18 protein-coding genes and 1 pseudogene are annotated in these 17,563 nt (G+C 53.9%); 12 read left to right on the top strand and 7 right to left on the bottom strand.

Annotated elements, in window-relative coordinates:
* Nucleotides 1-39: 39 nt before the first annotated feature.
* Genes NO362_RS14190 through NO362_RS14175 form a run of 4 tightly spaced genes read left to right on the top strand, consistent with a single transcriptional unit; the run spans nucleotide 40 to nucleotide 4,816 of the window.
* A complete protein-coding gene (locus NO362_RS14190) occupies nucleotides 40-2,316 on the top strand; it encodes an amino acid permease (RefSeq protein WP_256290694.1) in 2,277 nt (758 codons plus the stop codon).
* A 5-nt stretch (nucleotides 2,317-2,321) separates the two neighbouring features.
* Entirely contained in the window at nucleotides 2,322-3,008 is a 687-nt protein-coding gene (locus tag NO362_RS14185) for a potassium channel family protein (protein WP_256546715.1), read from the top strand.
* A gap of 60 nt (nucleotides 3,009-3,068) precedes the next feature.
* On the top strand, nucleotides 3,069-4,619 hold the full coding sequence (locus NO362_RS14180; protein ID WP_256546714.1) for a TrkH family potassium uptake protein: 1,551 nt from the start codon (nucleotides 3,069-3,071) through the stop codon (nucleotides 4,617-4,619).
* Nucleotides 4,616-4,816 carry a hypothetical protein gene (locus NO362_RS14175; RefSeq protein WP_256290690.1) on the top strand — a complete coding sequence of 67 codons (201 nt, stop codon included), beginning with the start codon at nucleotides 4,616-4,618 and terminating at the stop codon, nucleotides 4,814-4,816. Before NO362_RS14180 ends, NO362_RS14175 begins: the two co-directional genes overlap by 4 nt.
* Before the next feature lie 46 nt (nucleotides 4,817-4,862).
* Here the strand turns inward: NO362_RS14175 and NO362_RS14170 are convergent.
* Nucleotides 4,863-5,534: pseudogene (locus tag NO362_RS14170) on the bottom strand (potassium channel family protein); the annotation flags it as partial.
* 953 nt (nucleotides 5,535-6,487) lie between these two features.
* On the opposite strand from NO362_RS14170, the gene NO362_RS14165 reads away from it, so the two are divergent.
* The 4 genes from NO362_RS14165 (at nucleotide 6,488) to NO362_RS14150 (ending at nucleotide 9,566) form a co-directional block, all read left to right on the top strand.
* On the top strand, nucleotides 6,488-6,955 hold the full coding sequence (locus NO362_RS14165; RefSeq protein ID WP_256546713.1) for a helix-turn-helix domain-containing protein: 468 nt from the start codon (nucleotides 6,488-6,490) through the stop codon (nucleotides 6,953-6,955).
* Nucleotides 6,952-7,617, top strand: coding sequence for an IS630 family transposase (locus NO362_RS14160; protein ID WP_256546712.1), 666 nt, complete (start codon nucleotides 6,952-6,954; stop codon nucleotides 7,615-7,617). Before NO362_RS14165 ends, NO362_RS14160 begins: the two co-directional genes overlap by 4 nt.
* A 395-nt stretch (nucleotides 7,618-8,012) precedes the next feature.
* Nucleotides 8,013-9,209 carry a PAS domain-containing protein gene (locus NO362_RS14155; protein ID WP_256546711.1) on the top strand — a complete coding sequence of 399 codons (1,197 nt, stop codon included), beginning with the start codon at nucleotides 8,013-8,015 and terminating at the stop codon, nucleotides 9,207-9,209.
* Between the two features lie 24 nt (nucleotides 9,210-9,233).
* The gene (locus tag NO362_RS14150) at nucleotides 9,234-9,566 is read left to right on the top strand and encodes a winged helix-turn-helix domain-containing protein (RefSeq protein WP_256546710.1); all 333 of its coding nucleotides are present in this window, start codon (nucleotides 9,234-9,236) and stop codon (nucleotides 9,564-9,566) included.
* Between the two features lie 43 nt (nucleotides 9,567-9,609).
* Here NO362_RS14150 and NO362_RS14145 read toward each other — a convergent pair whose 3' ends face one another.
* Nucleotides 9,610-9,759 carry a hypothetical protein gene (locus tag NO362_RS14145; protein ID WP_256546709.1) on the bottom strand — a complete coding sequence of 50 codons (150 nt, stop codon included), beginning with the start codon at nucleotides 9,757-9,759 and terminating at the stop codon, nucleotides 9,610-9,612.
* A gap of 300 nt (nucleotides 9,760-10,059) precedes the next feature.
* Between NO362_RS14145 and NO362_RS14140 the strand changes: the two genes are divergently transcribed.
* Nucleotides 10,060-10,272 carry a hypothetical protein gene (locus NO362_RS14140; protein WP_256546708.1) on the top strand — a complete coding sequence of 71 codons (213 nt, stop codon included), beginning with the start codon at nucleotides 10,060-10,062 and terminating at the stop codon, nucleotides 10,270-10,272.
* Nucleotides 10,273-10,358: 86 nt separating this feature from the next.
* Nucleotides 10,359-11,381, top strand: a complete 1,023-nt coding sequence (locus NO362_RS14135; RefSeq protein ID WP_256546707.1) for a DUF1616 domain-containing protein — start codon at nucleotides 10,359-10,361, stop codon at nucleotides 11,379-11,381.
* Nucleotides 11,382-11,576: 195 nt separating this feature from the next.
* Here the strand turns inward: NO362_RS14135 and NO362_RS14130 are convergent, their stop codons facing one another.
* The 3 genes from NO362_RS14130 to NO362_RS14120 form a co-directional block, all read right to left on the bottom strand.
* Nucleotides 11,577-12,434: a metallophosphoesterase gene (locus NO362_RS14130; RefSeq protein ID WP_256546706.1), complete on the bottom strand. Its 858-nt coding sequence runs from the start codon at nucleotides 12,432-12,434 to the stop codon at nucleotides 11,577-11,579.
* Between the two features lie 128 nt (nucleotides 12,435-12,562).
* Nucleotides 12,563-13,012 carry a dual specificity protein phosphatase family protein gene (locus NO362_RS14125; protein ID WP_256546705.1) on the bottom strand — a complete coding sequence of 150 codons (450 nt, stop codon included), beginning with the start codon at nucleotides 13,010-13,012 and terminating at the stop codon, nucleotides 12,563-12,565.
* A 72-nt stretch (nucleotides 13,013-13,084) separates the two neighbouring features.
* Entirely contained in the window at nucleotides 13,085-13,480 is a 396-nt protein-coding gene (locus tag NO362_RS14120; protein ID WP_256546704.1) for a HEAT repeat domain-containing protein, read from the bottom strand.
* Nucleotides 13,481-13,925: 445 nt separating this feature from the next.
* Here NO362_RS14120 and NO362_RS14115 point away from each other — a divergent pair, with 445 nt between their 5' ends.
* Entirely contained in the window at nucleotides 13,926-14,084 is a 159-nt protein-coding gene (locus NO362_RS14115) for a hypothetical protein (RefSeq protein ID WP_256546703.1), read from the top strand.
* 354 nt (nucleotides 14,085-14,438) lie between these two features.
* On the top strand, nucleotides 14,439-14,969 hold the full coding sequence (locus NO362_RS14110; protein ID WP_256546702.1) for a hypothetical protein: 531 nt from the start codon (nucleotides 14,439-14,441) through the stop codon (nucleotides 14,967-14,969).
* Between the two features lie 142 nt (nucleotides 14,970-15,111).
* On the opposite strand, the gene NO362_RS14105 is transcribed toward NO362_RS14110, so the two are convergent.
* Nucleotides 15,112-15,957: a transcriptional regulator FilR1 domain-containing protein gene (locus NO362_RS14105; RefSeq protein ID WP_256546701.1), complete on the bottom strand. Its 846-nt coding sequence runs from the start codon at nucleotides 15,955-15,957 to the stop codon at nucleotides 15,112-15,114.
* Nucleotides 15,958-15,961: 4 nt separating this feature from the next.
* Complete coding sequence (locus NO362_RS14100; RefSeq protein WP_256546700.1) at nucleotides 15,962-17,377, bottom strand: hypothetical protein; 1,416 nt, start codon at nucleotides 17,375-17,377, stop codon at nucleotides 15,962-15,964.
* Nucleotides 17,378-17,563 lie beyond the last annotated feature (186 nt).

Here is a 17,563-nt window from a genome sequence, read left to right as displayed (position 1 = left end):
GCATACACGTAGCGACGCGCGTAACACTGGTGGTATCGTATGAGTGAGACCGAGCAAGAACTCGCCCGTGATCTCGGCTTCCTCGAGGCCTACACGATCGGTCTCGGGACAATGATTGGTGCAGGGATTTTCGTTCTCCCGAGCATCGCTGCCGAGCAGGCCGGTCCCGCTAGTATGGTCTCCTTCTTCGGTGGAGGGTTGGTGTCGTTGTTAGCGGCTCTCTCCCTCTCGGAATTGGCGACCGGAATGCCGAAAGCAGGCGGCAGTTACTACTACGTCAATCGAGCGCTCGGCCCATTCTTCGGAAGTATCGTCGGCTGGGGGATGTGGGCTGGGCTGACGTTCGCTTCAGCATTCTATATGATTGGCTTCGGCCAATACCTTCTGCCGGGACTCGGCCAGTACATTGGGTTCCTTGCTGGCTGGGGGCAGATCGGCATTACTGTCGCGGCACTCGTAATGGCAGCGTTGCTGACTGGCGTCAACTACTATGGCGTCAAAGAAACCGGTGCGCTCCAGAACGTCATCGTCCTATCGCTTGTTGGACTTATTCTCGCCTTCCTCGCTCTGGGTATCATCAGTGGGCCGACGCTCGGTGAATTCAACCCTAATGGGTGGCCCGCAGTTGCAGCGACGATCGGAACAGTCTATGTTTCGTTCATCGGCTTCGAGGTCATTGCGACGAGTGCCGAGGAGATCAAAAACCCGAGCCGAAACCTTCCGCTCGCGATGATCGCAGCCGTGGTAACGCCGACGCTGATGTACGTGGGCGTGATGTTCGTTTCGACGGGGACGCTTTCGATTGAAGCTCTTGCGACATCCCAGATTCCGGTTGCCGACGTTGCGACCGAATTTATGGGGGCAATCGGAGCGCTGGTAATGATCGTCGGAGCTGTGCTTGCGACGGTTTCGAGTGCGAATGCCAGCATTCTTTCAGCTGCTCGAGTCAACTTCGCGATGGGTCGTGATCGGATCCTCGTCAACTGGCTCAACGAGGTTCACGAACGGTTCCGGACACCGTACCGGGCGATTACGGTTACGGGAATTATCACGCTCGTCCTGATCGCGGTCGGCGTTGGGGTCGGAACACTCGCCGAGGTGGCGAGTTTTATGTACCTCGTGACGTACGCCCTCGTCCACGTTGCTGTCGTCGTGTTGCGCCGGGCAAACCCAGATGCGTACGATCCGTCGTTCAAGATCCCGATAGGTCTGTATCCTATTGTGCCAATTCTGGGATTCGTGTCCTGTCTTGTGATTCTGGTACAAATGAACTTTATTGTCCAGGCTATCGGTACTGTTATCGTCGTCTTCGGTGTGCTCTGGTATTTCGGATATGCACGCAATCGGGCACTCAGTGCGAGCTTGGTCGGTGAAGCAATTGCTCCTGAACCAGAAGCAATGGAAGGCGGCGAAGGTCGCTATCGCGTCGTCGTCCCGGTCGCGAATCCGGAGACCGAACGCGATCTCCTCAAAATGGCAGCAGCGAGCGCACACGCTCACGAAGACGAACGCGCCGAGGTAATCGCCGTGAACGTCATTGAGGTTCCACCCCAGACGTCGCTCTCTCAGGATCTAACATTCGAGGAGGAACGGGTTGAGCGACAGCAGGCATTGCTTGATTCTGCCCGCGATATCGCATCTGAACTCGATATCGGGCTCCGAACCCGGGCAATTGCGGGGCGAAGTGCTGGGTCCGTCATTCTGGATGTGATTGAAGAAGAAAACGCCGATCACGTCCTTCTTGGCTGGCAAGGGACGCGAAGTCGGCGTGAACACGTCCTCGGATCGACAATCGATCCTGTCATTGGACGTGCCCCGTGTGATGCGACGCTGGTAAAGCTCGGATCCGAAGGTGGGCGCGGAGAAGGGGATATTATTGCGCTCGCTGGCGAGGGCCCACACGCGCCGGTCGCAGCCCGGCGTGCTGCCGAATTCGTCTCTGCAGCTGATGATGCCTCGTTGACGCTGCTTAATGTGCAATCTCCCGAGAACGACAGTGATGAAGACCTCTCGCCAACTGAGCGTGGTGAAGCAGTGATTGCCGAGTTAGCTGAACGCGCCGGAATTGAATATATGTCGTACGATACCAAAGTGGAAGTTGCCGAAGATACCGAACAGGCTATTATCGAGGTCGCTCAGGAATACGACACGGTCTGCGTCGGTGCGACACGTTCGGGGACGGTTTCGCAGGCTGTATTTGGATCGCTCCCGGAGAAAATCGGCGCAGAACTATCGCAAACGGTCGTGATGGCACGCGGAGAGGAGGAATCTCCGATGTCAATTCGTGAAGCACTGATGCGGAGATTGGAGGTCTAACCACTATGTACATCATCGTCATCGGCGCCGGAGATATTGGCACACCGCTTATTGATATTGCGACGCAGTTTGGAAACGAAGTCGTCGCTATCGAGCGCGATGAAAAGCGCGCGAATCAGGCTGCAGATCAGTTTGATTGCTTGGTATTGAATGCTGACGCCACAACAAAAGAAACGCTAGAGGATGCTGGTGCTGAGCGGGCTGACGCACTCATCTCGACGACTGATCAAGATGCAACTAACGTGATGACCTGCCTGCTCGCAAAAGAGTTCGAAATTCCTGCGATCCTCTCGGTCGTCCACAACCCGGAGCATATGGGGTTGTTCAAACAGATTGGTGTCAACACAATGGAAAATCCTCAACAGCTCATTGCTGAGTATCTCTACCGGGCTGTAGCGCGGCCGGCAATTGTCGATTATATGCGTATTGGTGAAAATGCAGAGGTGTTCGAAATCGAGGTCACCGAAGAGGCACCTATCGCAGGGAAGACGCTCCAAGAAGCTACACAGGAGGGACTGATTACTGCCGAGATGCTCGTTGTTGCGATCGAACGTGAAGGCGATGATCACCCGATCACTCCTCGCGGGAATACAACCATCAAGAAAGGCGACCTGCTGACAGTGTACTCTGGTGTCGGTGCTGATCCAGAGATTACGGACATCTTTGGACACTATGAAGATCACTCCCAGTAGGCTGACAATGTCGAATTCCGAGAACATCTCGGCAACTCTGATCGCAAATACGGAGAACGAATGAACGGAGCCATTGCAACTGTCGGCCGAGATATCGGTCGTATCTTGGAAGCGCTTGGCGGGCTGATGCTAGTCTCGCTCGCTGTACCTCTCCTCTGGGGAGAGTACTATGCGCTCCCGGCATTGCTGGTCTCCGCTATCATTCCGTTAGGAATTGGCTGGCTGCTCTTTCGACGATTCAAGGACGCTGAAGCACCGAGCCGGTTCCACGGGATGATTGTCGCCGCGTTAGGATGGTTTTCCGTTGGCCTCTTCGGCTCGTTGCCATTCCTGTTGATTGCCTGGAGCGTCCAACTCGGCGTATCAGGATTTACAACACCCGCTCAGACAGCGACTCTGGCAGCGTTTACCGAGCCGCTCAACGCCGTCTTCGAGAGTATGAGTGGCTTCACGGGTACAGGACTCACGATGACCGACAATGAGGAAGTGCTCCCACGCACACTCCAGTGGTGGCGGACGTTCACCGAATGGGTCGGTGGGGTCGGAGTAATCGTTTTGACGACAGCGATTCTCTCACGCCCTGGGAGCGGGTCACTGACGCTTTATGAAAGCGAGGCTCGCTCGGAGAAGATTCACCCAAGCATTGTCTCGACGGTTAGGACGATCTGGTGGATTTTCATTCTGTTCACGTTCGTTTCTATCCTCGCGCTGTGGCTCGCGGGGATGCCGATCTGGGGAGCGATCAATCACGGGATGACCGGCCTCGCAACCGGTGGGTTCTCAATTACAGACAACTCGATTGCGACCTACGATAGCGCCCTGATCGACTTCGTGTTGATTCCGGTTATGCTGCTGGGCAGCATCGCGTTTCCGGTACATTATCTCATCCTCCGAGGAGATCTCCGAAACTTCTATTCGGATCTTCAGACGCGGTGGGTATTTGGTTATATGAGTATTGGGTCGGCGTTGTTGTGGGGCTTCCTCTACTACGCTGGTCCCTATGGGACACCCTTCGCTGCTTTGCGCTATGGCCTGTTCCAGTTCGTCTCGGCTGCCACCTGTACCGGATTCCAGACGGCTGTCGATTCGACCAATGTTGCACTTGGCCGGTGGCCCTCGTACGCTCAATTGACGGTCACATTCGGGATGTTTGTTGGTGGTGCTGCTGGATCAACTGCCGGCGGCATCAAACTCATTCGTGGACTGACGCTCGCGAAGGGAATTCGGTATCAGATTGCGGATGTCTTCTACCCCGAGACTGCCGTGCGCCGACTGCAAATTAACGGCCGGCGACTGAATGAGGATGAAGCGAGCCGCGAATTTATGGAGGCAGCAATCATCGTCGTCCTTTGGATTACCTTCCTGGTCGTCGGTACCTTCATACTACTTCTCACGCTCCCGTCAGGAGAGTATTCACTCGCCAACGTCGTGTTCGAGGTAGCTAGCGCACAGGGGAACGTGGGTCTCTCGTCGGGAATTACGGGGCCTGAGTCACTCCCGACGATTGGAAAGATCGTGTTTCTCTTCCATATGTGGATCGGGCGGCTCGAGATCATTCCCGTACTCGTGATGCTCCGAACAATCTTCAAGCGCGGAGGACTCTACCAATGAAACTGGACAGTCTTCCGGTTCTTTCCTCTGTGTTCGAAGCTGGTGCCGATGACCGCATCTTCGATTCGCTGCTGTTGCTTGGTCCCCTCATTATTGGTTTGATTATCGTTCTGAATCGGTCTCTCGTCACCGAGACGCTTGCGATTGCATATCTCGGGGTGTTCGTCGTGTACATCCTCTATCGAGGGGTCCAGTAAAGCGAAAAAGGAGACTCCTCGTTGTGTTTCCATCCTCAGCGAACGCTCACTGAGGGTGGCACTGTGCAATCGCGCTGCGAACAGTATCCCGTTGACCAACGAATGTTAGGCGGGTACCGTGCTGCAGCGTCAGATCTGGTTTGGGAATCTGTGCATCACCATCACAGCTGACGAGCGCGACCAGGACACCATCCGGAAGGCACTCATCAAGTTCACGGATTGATTTCCCAATCAACCACTCCGCCGTAACTTCGATCTCCTGAACGTCTTTATCCCGGCCGAGATCAGTCATCCATTCCGATAGTGCAGGTCGCTCAATCGCGTTATCCATCTCCTGAGCGATCGCATCGCTCGCCGAGATTGCGCGGACGCCAAGCTCCTCGAACGCTTCGACATTATCTGGCGTATTCACGCGAGCAATGATAGTCTCGACATCGAATTTAGAGTTTGTGAGCTGCGCGATGAGCAAGTTCACATCGTCGTTGGCCGTCGTTGCGGCGACAGTTTTAGCATTCTCAATTCCAGCACTCTGAAGGACACTCGTATCAGTTCCATCACCGTGATGGGTAGTGAACCCAGCACCCCGTGCTGTTTCAACGGCTCGCTGGTCGGTATCGATAATAACGACACTTTCGCCCCGGTCCACCAGTTGTTCGGCGAGGCTACGACCGACGCGTCCCGCGCCAACTATGATGACTCGCATAGATCGTACGTCAAGTGTGTATGCGGTTCAAGCAAAGTCACCTTCGACTACGACTGCACGAAATTGAGATAGTGATAGAGATACGAGCGCATACCCCTGCTTTCCCGTGAGTGACGAGTGTTCCGACTCCAGTCGGAACCGAGGAGCGAACAGGCGGAGGTTGAGCGGACACTCTGGCGAAGAAAACCACCGTATTGAGGCCAGTCTGGATGACCAATCGAACGTTTTTGTTGTAGCTCAACGTACTGGAAACTGCTACGGAATCTGTGAAAAGTCAGTCCCCAACAGACAAGAAGTAGTGGCGAACTCAGTCTGTTCATCACACGGCAGTGACACCGATTCCGACGGGGCCTGCGTGACCAGGCCACTGTCCTATAGCGAGAGCGAAAGAGAGACTACCCCGGTGTCTCGCCGGTTCTCTCTGAGTGCGGGTTGGAACCGGGACGACCTGCCTTGGCAGGCCAATCATCCGGTGGGCGGATGTCACGGCCTCCAGGTCGTGGGGGGTCACCTAATACATAGGCTCTGTTGAGTGCTGTTGGTTCTCTGCGTCCGCTATTTTCCTCTTTCCCAGACTAGTCGATGGAGATGTGGATAAGAAACCCAGTCAGTACCAGAAACAACCCAATATACCCAATTACGCTCGAAGCGTCGACTATTAACGGATGTTGAGGGGCCATAAAGGGACCAGCAATTCCTAGTAAGATACAAATCAATCCACAAAACATAATATAGGCTGGCCACCGTGGGGCTGTATTCGGCCGCTGAATCGATGTTTCGGGCATATGTGAGTTTTAATTGGCTATTTCAAATTCATCCTAGGTCAGTTCGTGGTGGGCAGTTGATCTTCCATCGGTAATCAAGGAACTCCATCAATATACTTCCTAGTGCCGCTTCAAGCTTGAACTGCTAGATTTATCTACTCAGAGCACCTCTATACTGTATTCAGACGTGTTCTGAAGTCCATTATGCCGCGAACCCAGAAGTACGTTGTCGATCTGTCCGCTGACGAACGCGCCGAACTCGAAGCGATGCTCTCCGCAGGAATGTACAAAACGCGTGTTCTCACGCGTGTACGCTGTCTCTTGCATGCGGATGACGGCTTGACCGACGAGCAGGTCGGTCAAGCCGTCGGCTGTCATCCCGGAACGGTCGGTCGCATCCGCAAACGGTACGCTGAGGACGGCCTTGCGGCGATTAATCGCCGCGAGGCCGACCGCGTCTACGAGCGCAAACTCGATGGACGAGCTGAAGCCCACCTCATCGCATTAGCGTGCAGCGAACCGCCGGAAGGACATTCTCGCTGGTCGCTCCATCTCCTCGCCGACCAGCTCGTTGCTCTCAACGAGATCGACGTTGAGTCGATCTCTCACGAAACCGTGCGACAGGTGCTAAAAAAACACGGTTGCACCCTCATCGATCAGAAGCGTGGGTGATCAAACCCGAACACAACGCCGCTTTCGTCCACCGAATGGAGGACGTTCTGGATCTCTACCACGAACCGTACGACCCAGCGCGTCCTGTCATCTGCTTCGACGAGAGCAACAAGGAGTTACACAAGCACGTCCGCGACCCGCTCCCGGCCCGCCCGGGAGCGGTCGCTCGGTACGATTACACGTACAAACGCAACGGAACGCGGAATCTCTTCATAATGAGCGAACCACTCACTGGGTGGCGACACGTCGAGGTAACGAAACGCCGTCGGAAACGTGAGTTCGTCCAGCAAATGCAGACGCTCGTCGATGAGCACTACCCGGATGCCGACTGCATCCGGGTGGTGCTCGATAATCTCAGCGCCCACAAAGCCTACGCATTCTACGAGTTTCTCCCACCAGAGGAAGCACATCGCCTCCTCAAAAAGTTGGAGTTCCACTTCACACCCAAGCACGGAAGTTGGCTCAACATAGCAGAAATAGAGTTCAGCGCACTTGCCACCGAGTGTCTTGATCGACGTATCCCTGACGCGGCGACCCTCCGTGCGGAGGTCGCCGCGTGGGAACGTACTCGCAACGAGGACGAATCGACCATCAACTGGCAGTTTACTACTGCCGACGCCAGAATCAAACTCCGTCAGCTATATCCAGCAAATCACGCTTGAAGCGGCACTAGTGTCTAAGCGTGAAAGTGGGGCTTGGCCACCAGTACTGACACCGGTGGAAGATTGAGACGGCCATACGCCGGCTCAAACATACCTTTCAGGGGCAGTGCCACTCCTCGAACCGGTTGGCTCGAGCGATCTACTTCGGTGCTGCACAGTTGTTCTACAAATGAGCAAGGCGAGTGCCTCGGGGCTTGACCCCGAGGTACTTCACAACCTCTGGGCCGCCCTCAAACACGAACTCCCCACCGATGCGTCACTCAAACCCGTCCACCGGGAGAGTGTGGAAAAACCTTTGGCTGACCTCCTGAAATTCTCTCAACAACTCTCAGAGGGAATAGATGAATATGCGAACACTATCGGTTCGGTCATTCACACCACTCCAGATCGGAGTGATGTATCTACTCGTCGGGTTTGTTGTCCTCTTTATCGAACACGTAGTGCTTCCGGCTCAAGTAACTGGCCCGCACCTCACTTTTATCCAGAGCGTCACCGCCTTGCTCGGGATCCTCGTGATGGCCGTGTTTATCTATCTGCTGCTGTGGCTCACGTGGCGGGATCTGCGGTTGAAAGAGCGAGCTATCAATGAGGCACCGATTGGAATCGTACTTGCAGACTCGGATGGCGACGATAATCGGCTGATTTTCGCCAACGAGCGGTTCCAAACACTAACTGGCTACGACAGCTCAGAAGTCCGTGGCTGCGACTGTCGATTGTTACAGGGCGAACAAACGGCCCCAGAACCTCGCCAACGGCTGCGCACAGCTATCGATGAGCAACAGCAGGCATCCGTTGATATCCGGAACTACCGACGAGATGGTCAGCTGTTCTGGAATAAAGTCGATATTGCGCCTGTTGGAGAGTCAGGAAACGCCAGCCACTTCGTCGGGTTCCAGACCGATATTACAGAGCGCAAAATCAGAGAGCAACAGCTCACCGTGTTGAATCGTGTGTTGCGGCACAACTTCCGCACACAGATAAACATCATCACAGGTTATCTCGAACTGCTTCAAGAGCATGTCACCGGCGAGAGTGAGCTCTTTACACCGATCCAGCGGGCAGTTGATGAAACACTAACAGTAGTTAGCAGTGCCCAGCGAGCCGAAGGAGCGTTGCGCGCGGCAGCGGCAGATACTCAGGGCGTGGAACTCGAGCCGCGACTGCGGGAGATCGCGACGGCTGCACGCGAGCAATACCCCAACGCGACAATCTCGCTCACATACCACAATTCGGATACGCACCGCGTGCAGGCGGGCATCGATCGAGCGCTCAGAGAAGCAATCCAGAATGCACTGCAACATCACGACGGTCCCGCTCCAACTGTGTCGATCCAGCTTGAACACGCTGAGGATGGACAACTCACGATCAAAATCGAAGACGATGGACCTGGCATCCCCAGCGAAGAAATCACCGCTCTTGAGGAGGGCGAAACACAGTTGACACACGGCAGTCATATGGGTCTGTGGATGATTCAGTGGGTCGTGACCTATGCGGGTGGTTCATTTTCGATTCCCGAATCGGGAGCTGATGGAACTACCCTTGTAGTGAGGGTGCCGACGATGACGGCCACAGCCGAGCACTCGAGTGCGTGAATTAGCGCTGACCAGTTCGAATCGATGACGAAGATGGATGACGGTCCGACGCCGGAGACGAACGCTCACGAGATCCTGTCAATCCTCGAGGCACACGCTGAGGAGGCATTCACCCAGAGTGAGATCGCAGAAGCAACCAGGGTCAACAAAGGATCAGTCGGGCCGACGCTCAATCGCCTGCGAGACGCTGGCCGTGTTGATCACAAAGGGATCTACTGGCGAGTGAGCGACCACGTCCGAAGTCTGGATGCAACTGCAGCTCACGCAGACGACGTCGCCGCGAGCTACGAAGATGAGCCGATAGCGTACGACGAGTGGCAGGCACACGCAGTCGACCCTCGTGAAGGCCGTGAGTGAGCCATATCGGAAGGGCAATGTCTTTTGGGCTCCCGATCAATTCCTAGGTGAGTCGAATCCTCGGTTCTGGTTGGTCCTCGTAGCCCAGAATCTGCCGTATCCCGGTGAGGAATACCTCTGTGCGGCGCTCACCACAAGCGATCTGCCGGCGAACTATGAAGTAGGCGACGACGTCCTGTGGTACGATGACCATCCGTGTTCGGTTAACACTCCCAGTAATATTCTATGGGGTCCGAGATTGCCTGACCCGGGCGTCGACGGCGGAATCGACCGATGCTCAAACCCTCCAAAACCGTTGGCTCGGGCTTAACCGAACACCGATGGTACGATGACGGTGGGAGTGACGAGCCGCAGTTCTTGCCACCGAGTGTTCGCGACGCCTAACTGGCATACGCCAAGACAGGGCTTCCTGCAGACCGCAGCACTGTGTGTGCTCACTCACGAATGAGCGCGTTTTCCCAATCCTATTTTACGGAGAACTCTAGGTCTCGATATGGCGGACACACCCGTCGATACAATCGACGCCCTCCTTGCGGACGCGACAGCGGAAGTCGATGATCCAGAGGTCCGATACAAACTCAGAACTGCTCGTCAGCTAACGGATGTCATCGAACAGCATCACGACGACCTCGTTGCAGTAGCCGTGGATGCGACCAGTAGTGACGAAGTCGAAAAGCAGCTCCACGGGTGGAGGCTCGGCAAGTAAGTCGTCCCTTGTAGAATGCCACGCCTCGAAGATGCTGAAACAACAGAGACCGACTGATTTTTTATCCCGGATGGCTGCGTTCCAGTATGGCATCCGGGCAGGATTGGCGACTTCTCTTTCCTCGACAACTCCGCGCATTACCTGCCGATCTGACTGCTGTGCTGAGTTGGGTCCTTATATCGAATATCGCAGTCTTTGCGCCTGTAATCCGCCAAACCCCGATTCGCGTTGTGGTCGGACTGCCGTTGGTTCTGTTCATCCCTGGATACGCGTTGATCGCTGCACTCTTCCCCGAAGCGGGGACGTCTCCAGAGCACGACACTGATAACGACACGGCAGATGCCTCAGCGGATCGAAGTGGGATTGATGGCATCGAACGTGTCGCCCTCTCGTTTGGGCTAAGTATCGCTGTCGTCCCGCTGCTTGGCCTCGTCTTGAATTTCACTCCCTTCGGGATTCGGCTCACTCCGATAATGGTCGCTGTCAGTGGATTTACCGTGCTTATGACAGCGACCGCAGCACAGCGCCGCTGGGAGCTCCCTTCCGAAGAACAGTTTCAGGTCCCATATCACGAGTGGATCGCCGACGCCCGAAGCGAACTGCTTGCGCCGGATACTCGTGGGGATGCTGCCCTCAATGTGTTGTTAGTAGTGAGTCTACTCTTGGCCGTCAGTAGCGTTGGCTATGCGGTTGCTGTTCCCCAAGACGGAGAGAGTTTCAGCGAACTGTACCTCCTCACTGAGAACGATGAGGGAGAGTTGGTTGCCGATGGGTATCCGACGAACTTCACCGTAGGCGAACCACGATCGCTCGTTGTCGGTGTCGGCAACCACGAACACGAGCAGGTACAGTATACAGTGGTGGTTGAACTCCAACGGGTGAATATTGCGAATAACTCAACGACTGTCCTCGAACGTGAATCCCTAAACCGGTTCGAGCCAACCGTTGGGGCAAACGAAACGTGGCACCAGCCCCATACTGTGTCGCCGACAATGACCGGCGAGCGACTTCGGCTCACATACCTGCTCTATCGGGGTGCACCACCCCAGAAGCCCTCGGTCGACTCAGCATACCGTGAAGTTCACCTCTGGGTGAACGTGTCGCGCTGATTGATCGACAGTCAGTTTCTGGCGGAGCGTACGGCCTTCACCCTCGGGGTCAAGCCCCGAGGCACTCGGCCTGCTCCGCCTGTAGATAGCGGCGTTTCGGATATATCTTATCCGTGACGAGTAAACCGTCTTGAGGTCAAGCTATGAGGCACTCACCTTGCTGATCTATAGAAGAGCCCATTACCGACTCACTACTCAAACATTCTGTGTCACGCGTACTCCGCCGTCAGGCGAACGTCGAATCGCTGTAAGCCCTGTTGGCTCTTCGATTAAGACTCCTTCGCCGCCAGGAGTGCCATTATTCGCACGGATTACGTTCCCGCAGACGACGTTCCCTTTCCGAACTGGCTTCAAGCGTTTTGAGTGGCCGACGACCTGTGGCGGAGCTGATGGCTCAAGATGCGCGAAGTCCATCCAGCAGAGACCGGCGTCGGCTCCTCGACCGCCGTTGCGACCGAGTTGACAGACTGTGCCGTAATGCGACGCAATCCGCTTTTGTGTTGCTTGGCCGAACCCCTCGGCTAAGAGTTCGCTCGCAGCAGCTTGGGCCTGGGCGTTGACGTCAGCGGCTTGGAACGCTTTGTTGCGACCGGCGTGGCTGTATGTGTACTCATAGCCTTCATACGCTACTGTCACATCCCCCTCAGCCACACGAGTGAGGAACGCCCGCTGTTCCTCGTCGCTGAGAGTGGTTGAATAAGCCCGTGGCCAATGGACGAACGTCGGGAGTAAGATCGCTAACTCATGGTTTCCGAGGTGATAGCGAACACGTCCCGGTGGTGCCTCGCGTTGGAGTCGCCACACGAGTTGCAAACACTCCTTGCTTGCTGGCCCTCGGTCTACGACGTCGCCGTTAACGATGAGGACATACTCGTTCCCTGCCCAGTGGAGTTGCCCATCGTTGTCACTCGTTACAAGCGGAGGGTACTGATCGGTTTCACCGATTGTTGTGAGGGCACTGCGAGCGTCCGTAAGATATCCGTGAAGGTCGCTAATGTGGACGATTCGTGGTGTTCCGGATACGGCGTCAACTGCTGGGGGATGGGAACTCATAAGAGCTATCTATTTACTGTCGCGCTGTCGGTATCGTTGTTTCGACGATATGTGCTCACTCAACAACATCGAAAACCGTGAACTGCCCTACTCTACCTCCCTACTCTACTCGTTCACAGTGACGACGTTCAATCTTCGAGGGTAGACCGTCTACTTTCAGCTAACTCCTGATGGGTCTGCACAGCATTCTGGATGAGCTCGTTATGGGGCTCGCTACCATCCCTACACTCAACAACCCGCAACAGAGCAGTCTCCACCTGAATCTCCGTATGAATAGCAGCGGCTGTACCAGCAACACAAACACTACGAGAAGCACCACGACTACAATGCACCAACACAGTCTCGCCAGACTCTAGGCCAGACACAACGTGGTCAACCGCTTCTCGGAACACGTCGACGTCGTTTCGAGGCCCATCCATCATCGCACACTGAAAAACTGAAACAAAGTCAGGGAACCCAGACTCAGGGTCCCCGTACGTCAACGAAACAACTCTGTCAACACTATGCTCTTGAAGCAGAGAGCGGTCACCCGCATCACTCAATGTTCCAACATAGAGATTGGGAAAAACCTCATCCATATTTTCAACTTAATTACCAGACTAGATTTATCGTTGGAAAAAATGACCGCTGGATGGATGGCAGGGGGGTCGCTAGAGGTACTGGAAGGCTTTGCGACTCAACTTCTCGTTTTTGCCGTCGAAGTGATGAGCAATCTCGCCCAACTTCCCATCAGCCCCGATTGAGCCGAGTGCCTCAATTGCTGCAAGTTTATACCGATCGTCGATATTGTCATCAAGCAACTTATCTAGCTCCTCTTCGGCTCGCATATATTCCATCTTCTCAATCGCTTCTTCACGGATGAAATGATCTCCTCCGTGGAGAGATTTGTCCACAACACAATACGCCAGCGCCGTATCGCCGTCCTCCTGACGTGCTAATTTGTCCAGCGCATCCCGTCGCTTCGCATCGTTGGAACTGTCCGCGACAATGTCTAAGAGCCGATCCGTGTGGTCGGAAAAGCTTGGCCCGCTACTGAATAGCCCCATATTCACAAATTATTCTGAATTAACATATTATTCCATTTACTGGAAATACTTGCTTCTTTATTGTGTTTGAAGTGTCAAGACCAATCGGTTCGGGAGCCTACCGGCACGTCGTCTCCGGGCCTGGTCATTGTCTCGACGGCGGTATGGGACTACTGGCGGACCGGAGCGGTCTAATTTACCGCCAAGATCACGTGGCACGATATCACTCACAAGCACATCACGGCACTCAGTCCACTCGGCCAACCGGACGACAGAGTTACAGCGGACACCAAGGTGTCGATCAAAGAGTGATGACACCCGATGAGCGTCGCGTTCGTGGTCACCACCGCCCTGATTCGAGAGGTGCGTCAGCGTGAGAGATCTGCTTTTTCTCCGTCTTGGCCTCACACTCAGGTCTGATAATACCCCCCAAATTTCAAATAAACGACTGTAAACTCTCTGAGTGATGCCAGATTCACAGTTCGGTGAGGCAGAAGCTGCGGAGGTGATTGACCAACTGATTGAGCGAGGGAAAGTCCCCGAAGAGGTGCAGCAGAAAGTCGATGAGCTCCGCGAAGATGGCCAGATTTTCGAGGCCCTCAGAGCTATACTCAGATCTCTGTGAGACCTGCTTCCTCCTGGGCCGCCGATACTGGGGCTCATTATCTGTTCGCGAATACGGCTAAAAGGACCTTGCGAGCGTGCTCAAGCAGATATCACACCGTAGCCCGGTATCCTCAAGCTACACTTGTGATCCTCTGTGTCGCAGTCCAAGAACAACCGCAAATGTCTTTTCGTTGCCAACATAGCAGCGATATTGACACCCGAACGCCGATATCTTCTGACGCTGGACAGTCGGGCGGTTGAGCAATCAGTTGCAAACGCTACTATGACCAAAGTATACGCAAAATCGAAGTCATCTAACTAATTAGTATGTGAACGGTGAATCACTTTGATTCTAAAAGAACTGGGTGAGTTTTTGAAGAAGGCGAACGGTGATAAAGTGGGGTATCTGGCATCTGGTGCGGAGGATATATGGGTGTACGCCCTACCGGAGTCCAACTACACGTTCCATTTTTCAGTCCACACCAAGGATGGACGAGTGGTGAAGATTCAGGCCCGTGAGATAGAGTGGATTACAGACCACGCAGCAGACTTTGAGTACGTGAAGCCTCCGGACTTTGTCCGCGACGTCGTTAAGGAGCGTGTTGAAATTGTTGTGGACCCGAACGCACTGGCTATACTGGAGGACAACTGTGTCAGATGTCAAAAAGAGTACTTGGTGGATGTTACACCGAAAATAGACCTGTTGATCGACGGACGCTACGCCCAGCGTGTGATTAAGGAGTACTGCCCAGACTGCGACCAACCGTTGATACAGAGAAAAACCTTCCAGCCGCCTAAGCAGTACGCTGCGGAGTTCCACAATGACAACGCACCACCTGAGCACAGGTTTGACCTGGAAGAGGTGGATATAAGCAGCTATACTTGGGAGCACGCCCGGCAGTGACGAAGACGAACTACATCCTCTCTTTGTTAATACTTCACATTTTTCACTGTCTAATAGCCTTGGAGTCCCGAGTATTGGGGCTTACAGATGGTTTGAGGCGAATACCTCGCGGCTTGACCCCCCAAAACGGTTTACCGCGGTATTAGTATGAAAACTGCTTAGATTTCGCTTTATATGTCTCGAAAATATCGTTCGCCCACTCAAGGCTGGCCTCAGTGTCATTTTGGAAGAGGACTTTTACACCATCAGAATTGTCTGCAAGTAATGTGATTAACTCGTCATCATATATTGTCAATGTGAAAGGGAACTCGCCTGAATACCTCCAGTACGATACGCGCTGAGTTTGCTGGTGTTCCTGAGCTTCTGCTCGCTGTTGTTCAGCACTCGCGATCGCCTCCGCAACGTCTTCTGTATGAATGAACGTGCACTGTAGTCCGTCTTCCATAATCCGCTGACGATAAATCGAATTTCCTTCAGTATCGTATAGCCCGGCCCGGATGAGTCTAGGGACGATTTCTTTGATTTCGTCTGCCTGACGGATGTTGTTTACATAGTCATATACTACCGCATTCTTATCAACCAAGTTTCCGGATAATGTCTCTCCACCTTTGATTACGTCCGGGTTCAGCAGATCAGAAGCATAAGCTGGGATTGCAGCAAAGAACTCATCGACCTGTTTCACTTGTCGCAGATCCTGGATGAGATTAGCGTAGTTTGCAGAGATGTATTCTCCCAACGGCGTCAAGCGGACCCGGTTGTCGCTGGTCTTTACAACGAGACTTTTCTCCCGAAACGAATTAATTGTGTCTGATGTGAGGGAGTCACCATATCTGTCGGTGAGTTCGGCGTAACTCACGCCTTTTTGGACATCACGGAAGATAGAGATTCGTTGTCGGGATCCAAAGAGGAATCGTCCGATGGGTGGTACCTTTTCTGAAACTGACTCTTCAGCAGGCATCTCTGGAACGAGGTTCTCAGTGTCGCTCATAGGTCTAGGAATGGTTCGTAACGATTGTATTTTTGGTTGATATTTGATGCTCTGCACGGAATGCGCTGAGATTTCGCGCAGCGAGCGCAACAGTCGCTGCATCTGCTAACGTGGCTTCTATTTCTGCCTCCGATACGTGTCGCCCAGCAAGTTCCTCAAGATACCTTTCTAGGTTAAACGAGAATGTGTCTTGCTCGGTGTATGGCACCTCTAGTTCCGTATTCAGAGCTTGTGTAATGCCTGCATCAGTCATATTGTGAGAGCGCGGGTTCCCGTTGAGGCTTCTCGTTCCAGTCATTCGAACCATCGTTGAAGGGGTACTCACAGTGCCATCCGGCTCAGCGAACGCAAGCGTGACAAAATCGATGGGCGCCCGCCGGTCAAGCGGATGTATCTCTGGGGGCACTGAAACAATCTCGTACTGGTGGGGCCCTCGGGATACCTGTCCCGTCAGCGCTTCTTCAGCAATGCCGTAAGAAACTGGCTGATTACGAGATGAAAACGCGAAGGTTTCGTCATCACTACTCAAAAGTGAAAAATCAGTCCAATCGCGGTGCGCTGCGACTGCGCGTTCACGCTCCCGAATCTGTGCGACTACATCTTCATTGGGGGTGATTCCGACGACACCAGTCCCCCACGTCCCAAAGGGATCCTTTAGTACAACCGGCGATTCGAGTTGACGCTGGAACTCTATAACACTCGTTACTGTTGGGACCTTCCGAAACCGAGGAACAAGAACACTATCAAGGCCATCCACAAGGTCTGTGAGCGATCGAGCAAGTCCCACTTTACCGGTCGGGACTAAGGATGGTGTCCAGACGGCCGTCGGTGCGTTAGCACCACGGGCGAACTGAGACACATCTCCCTCCAGGGCCTGATATAATTCACGTCCAGTGTCGTTAAGATTCACATAGCTATCGACAGGAACAGGTCTGTCGGTATCTGGCCCACAGTACGTGAGCGTTTCATCAGCAACACATATTGAATCCGCAGTAGATGCCCGATAGAGATTTGAGACTGAGTTCATATCCGAAAGTGCTGCAGTGAGTTTTCTCCGATCCTCGGTTAGCCACGAATCTGAGGCTACCCAGTCACCGGATGTATCGTCCCAAACATCGGGCGGTAGCCAGACGACGATATTGTCTTGGCTTTGGTTACCAAGATAACATTTTGCGGCCTGTTGTGTAAGATTAGACTCACAATAGGTATTATGGACCGTCGGAATTCCCTCGGGATTCGCATTACAATCTGGTAACACGAATGTGACAAACTGATCCGTAGACCGACTATACGCGAGTTTTATATCAACACTCGTTACCCGTGAAGCCAGTGTCCCGGCTGGACGATGTAGCGGCTTGCGAGCAACGACATAGGACCAAATGTCGTCACGTAACGTCCCATTGGCACGCGGTGAAGCCATCTCAATCAGACACTTGATACTGTGTGTGTATAATTCATTTTTACAGGGGTGGTGTTCTGATGGTTCTCTGCCTCTTTCACTGGGGTCTGAAATTCAGCACCCTAGTAAAGCCAGCACCCCTAGCAAGGCCATTTGGAACCGTGGGATAAGCGGGGTGTGAAAGGTATGCTATTGAGGTATAGTGTC

This window comes from Halobellus inordinatus (genome assembly GCF_024498335.1).
GTDB lineage: Archaea > Halobacteriota > Halobacteria > Halobacteriales > Haloferacaceae > Haloquadratum > Haloquadratum inordinatus.
Note: the sequence above shows the minus strand (reverse complement) of the source record. Positions and strands in the feature narration are given on the sequence as shown.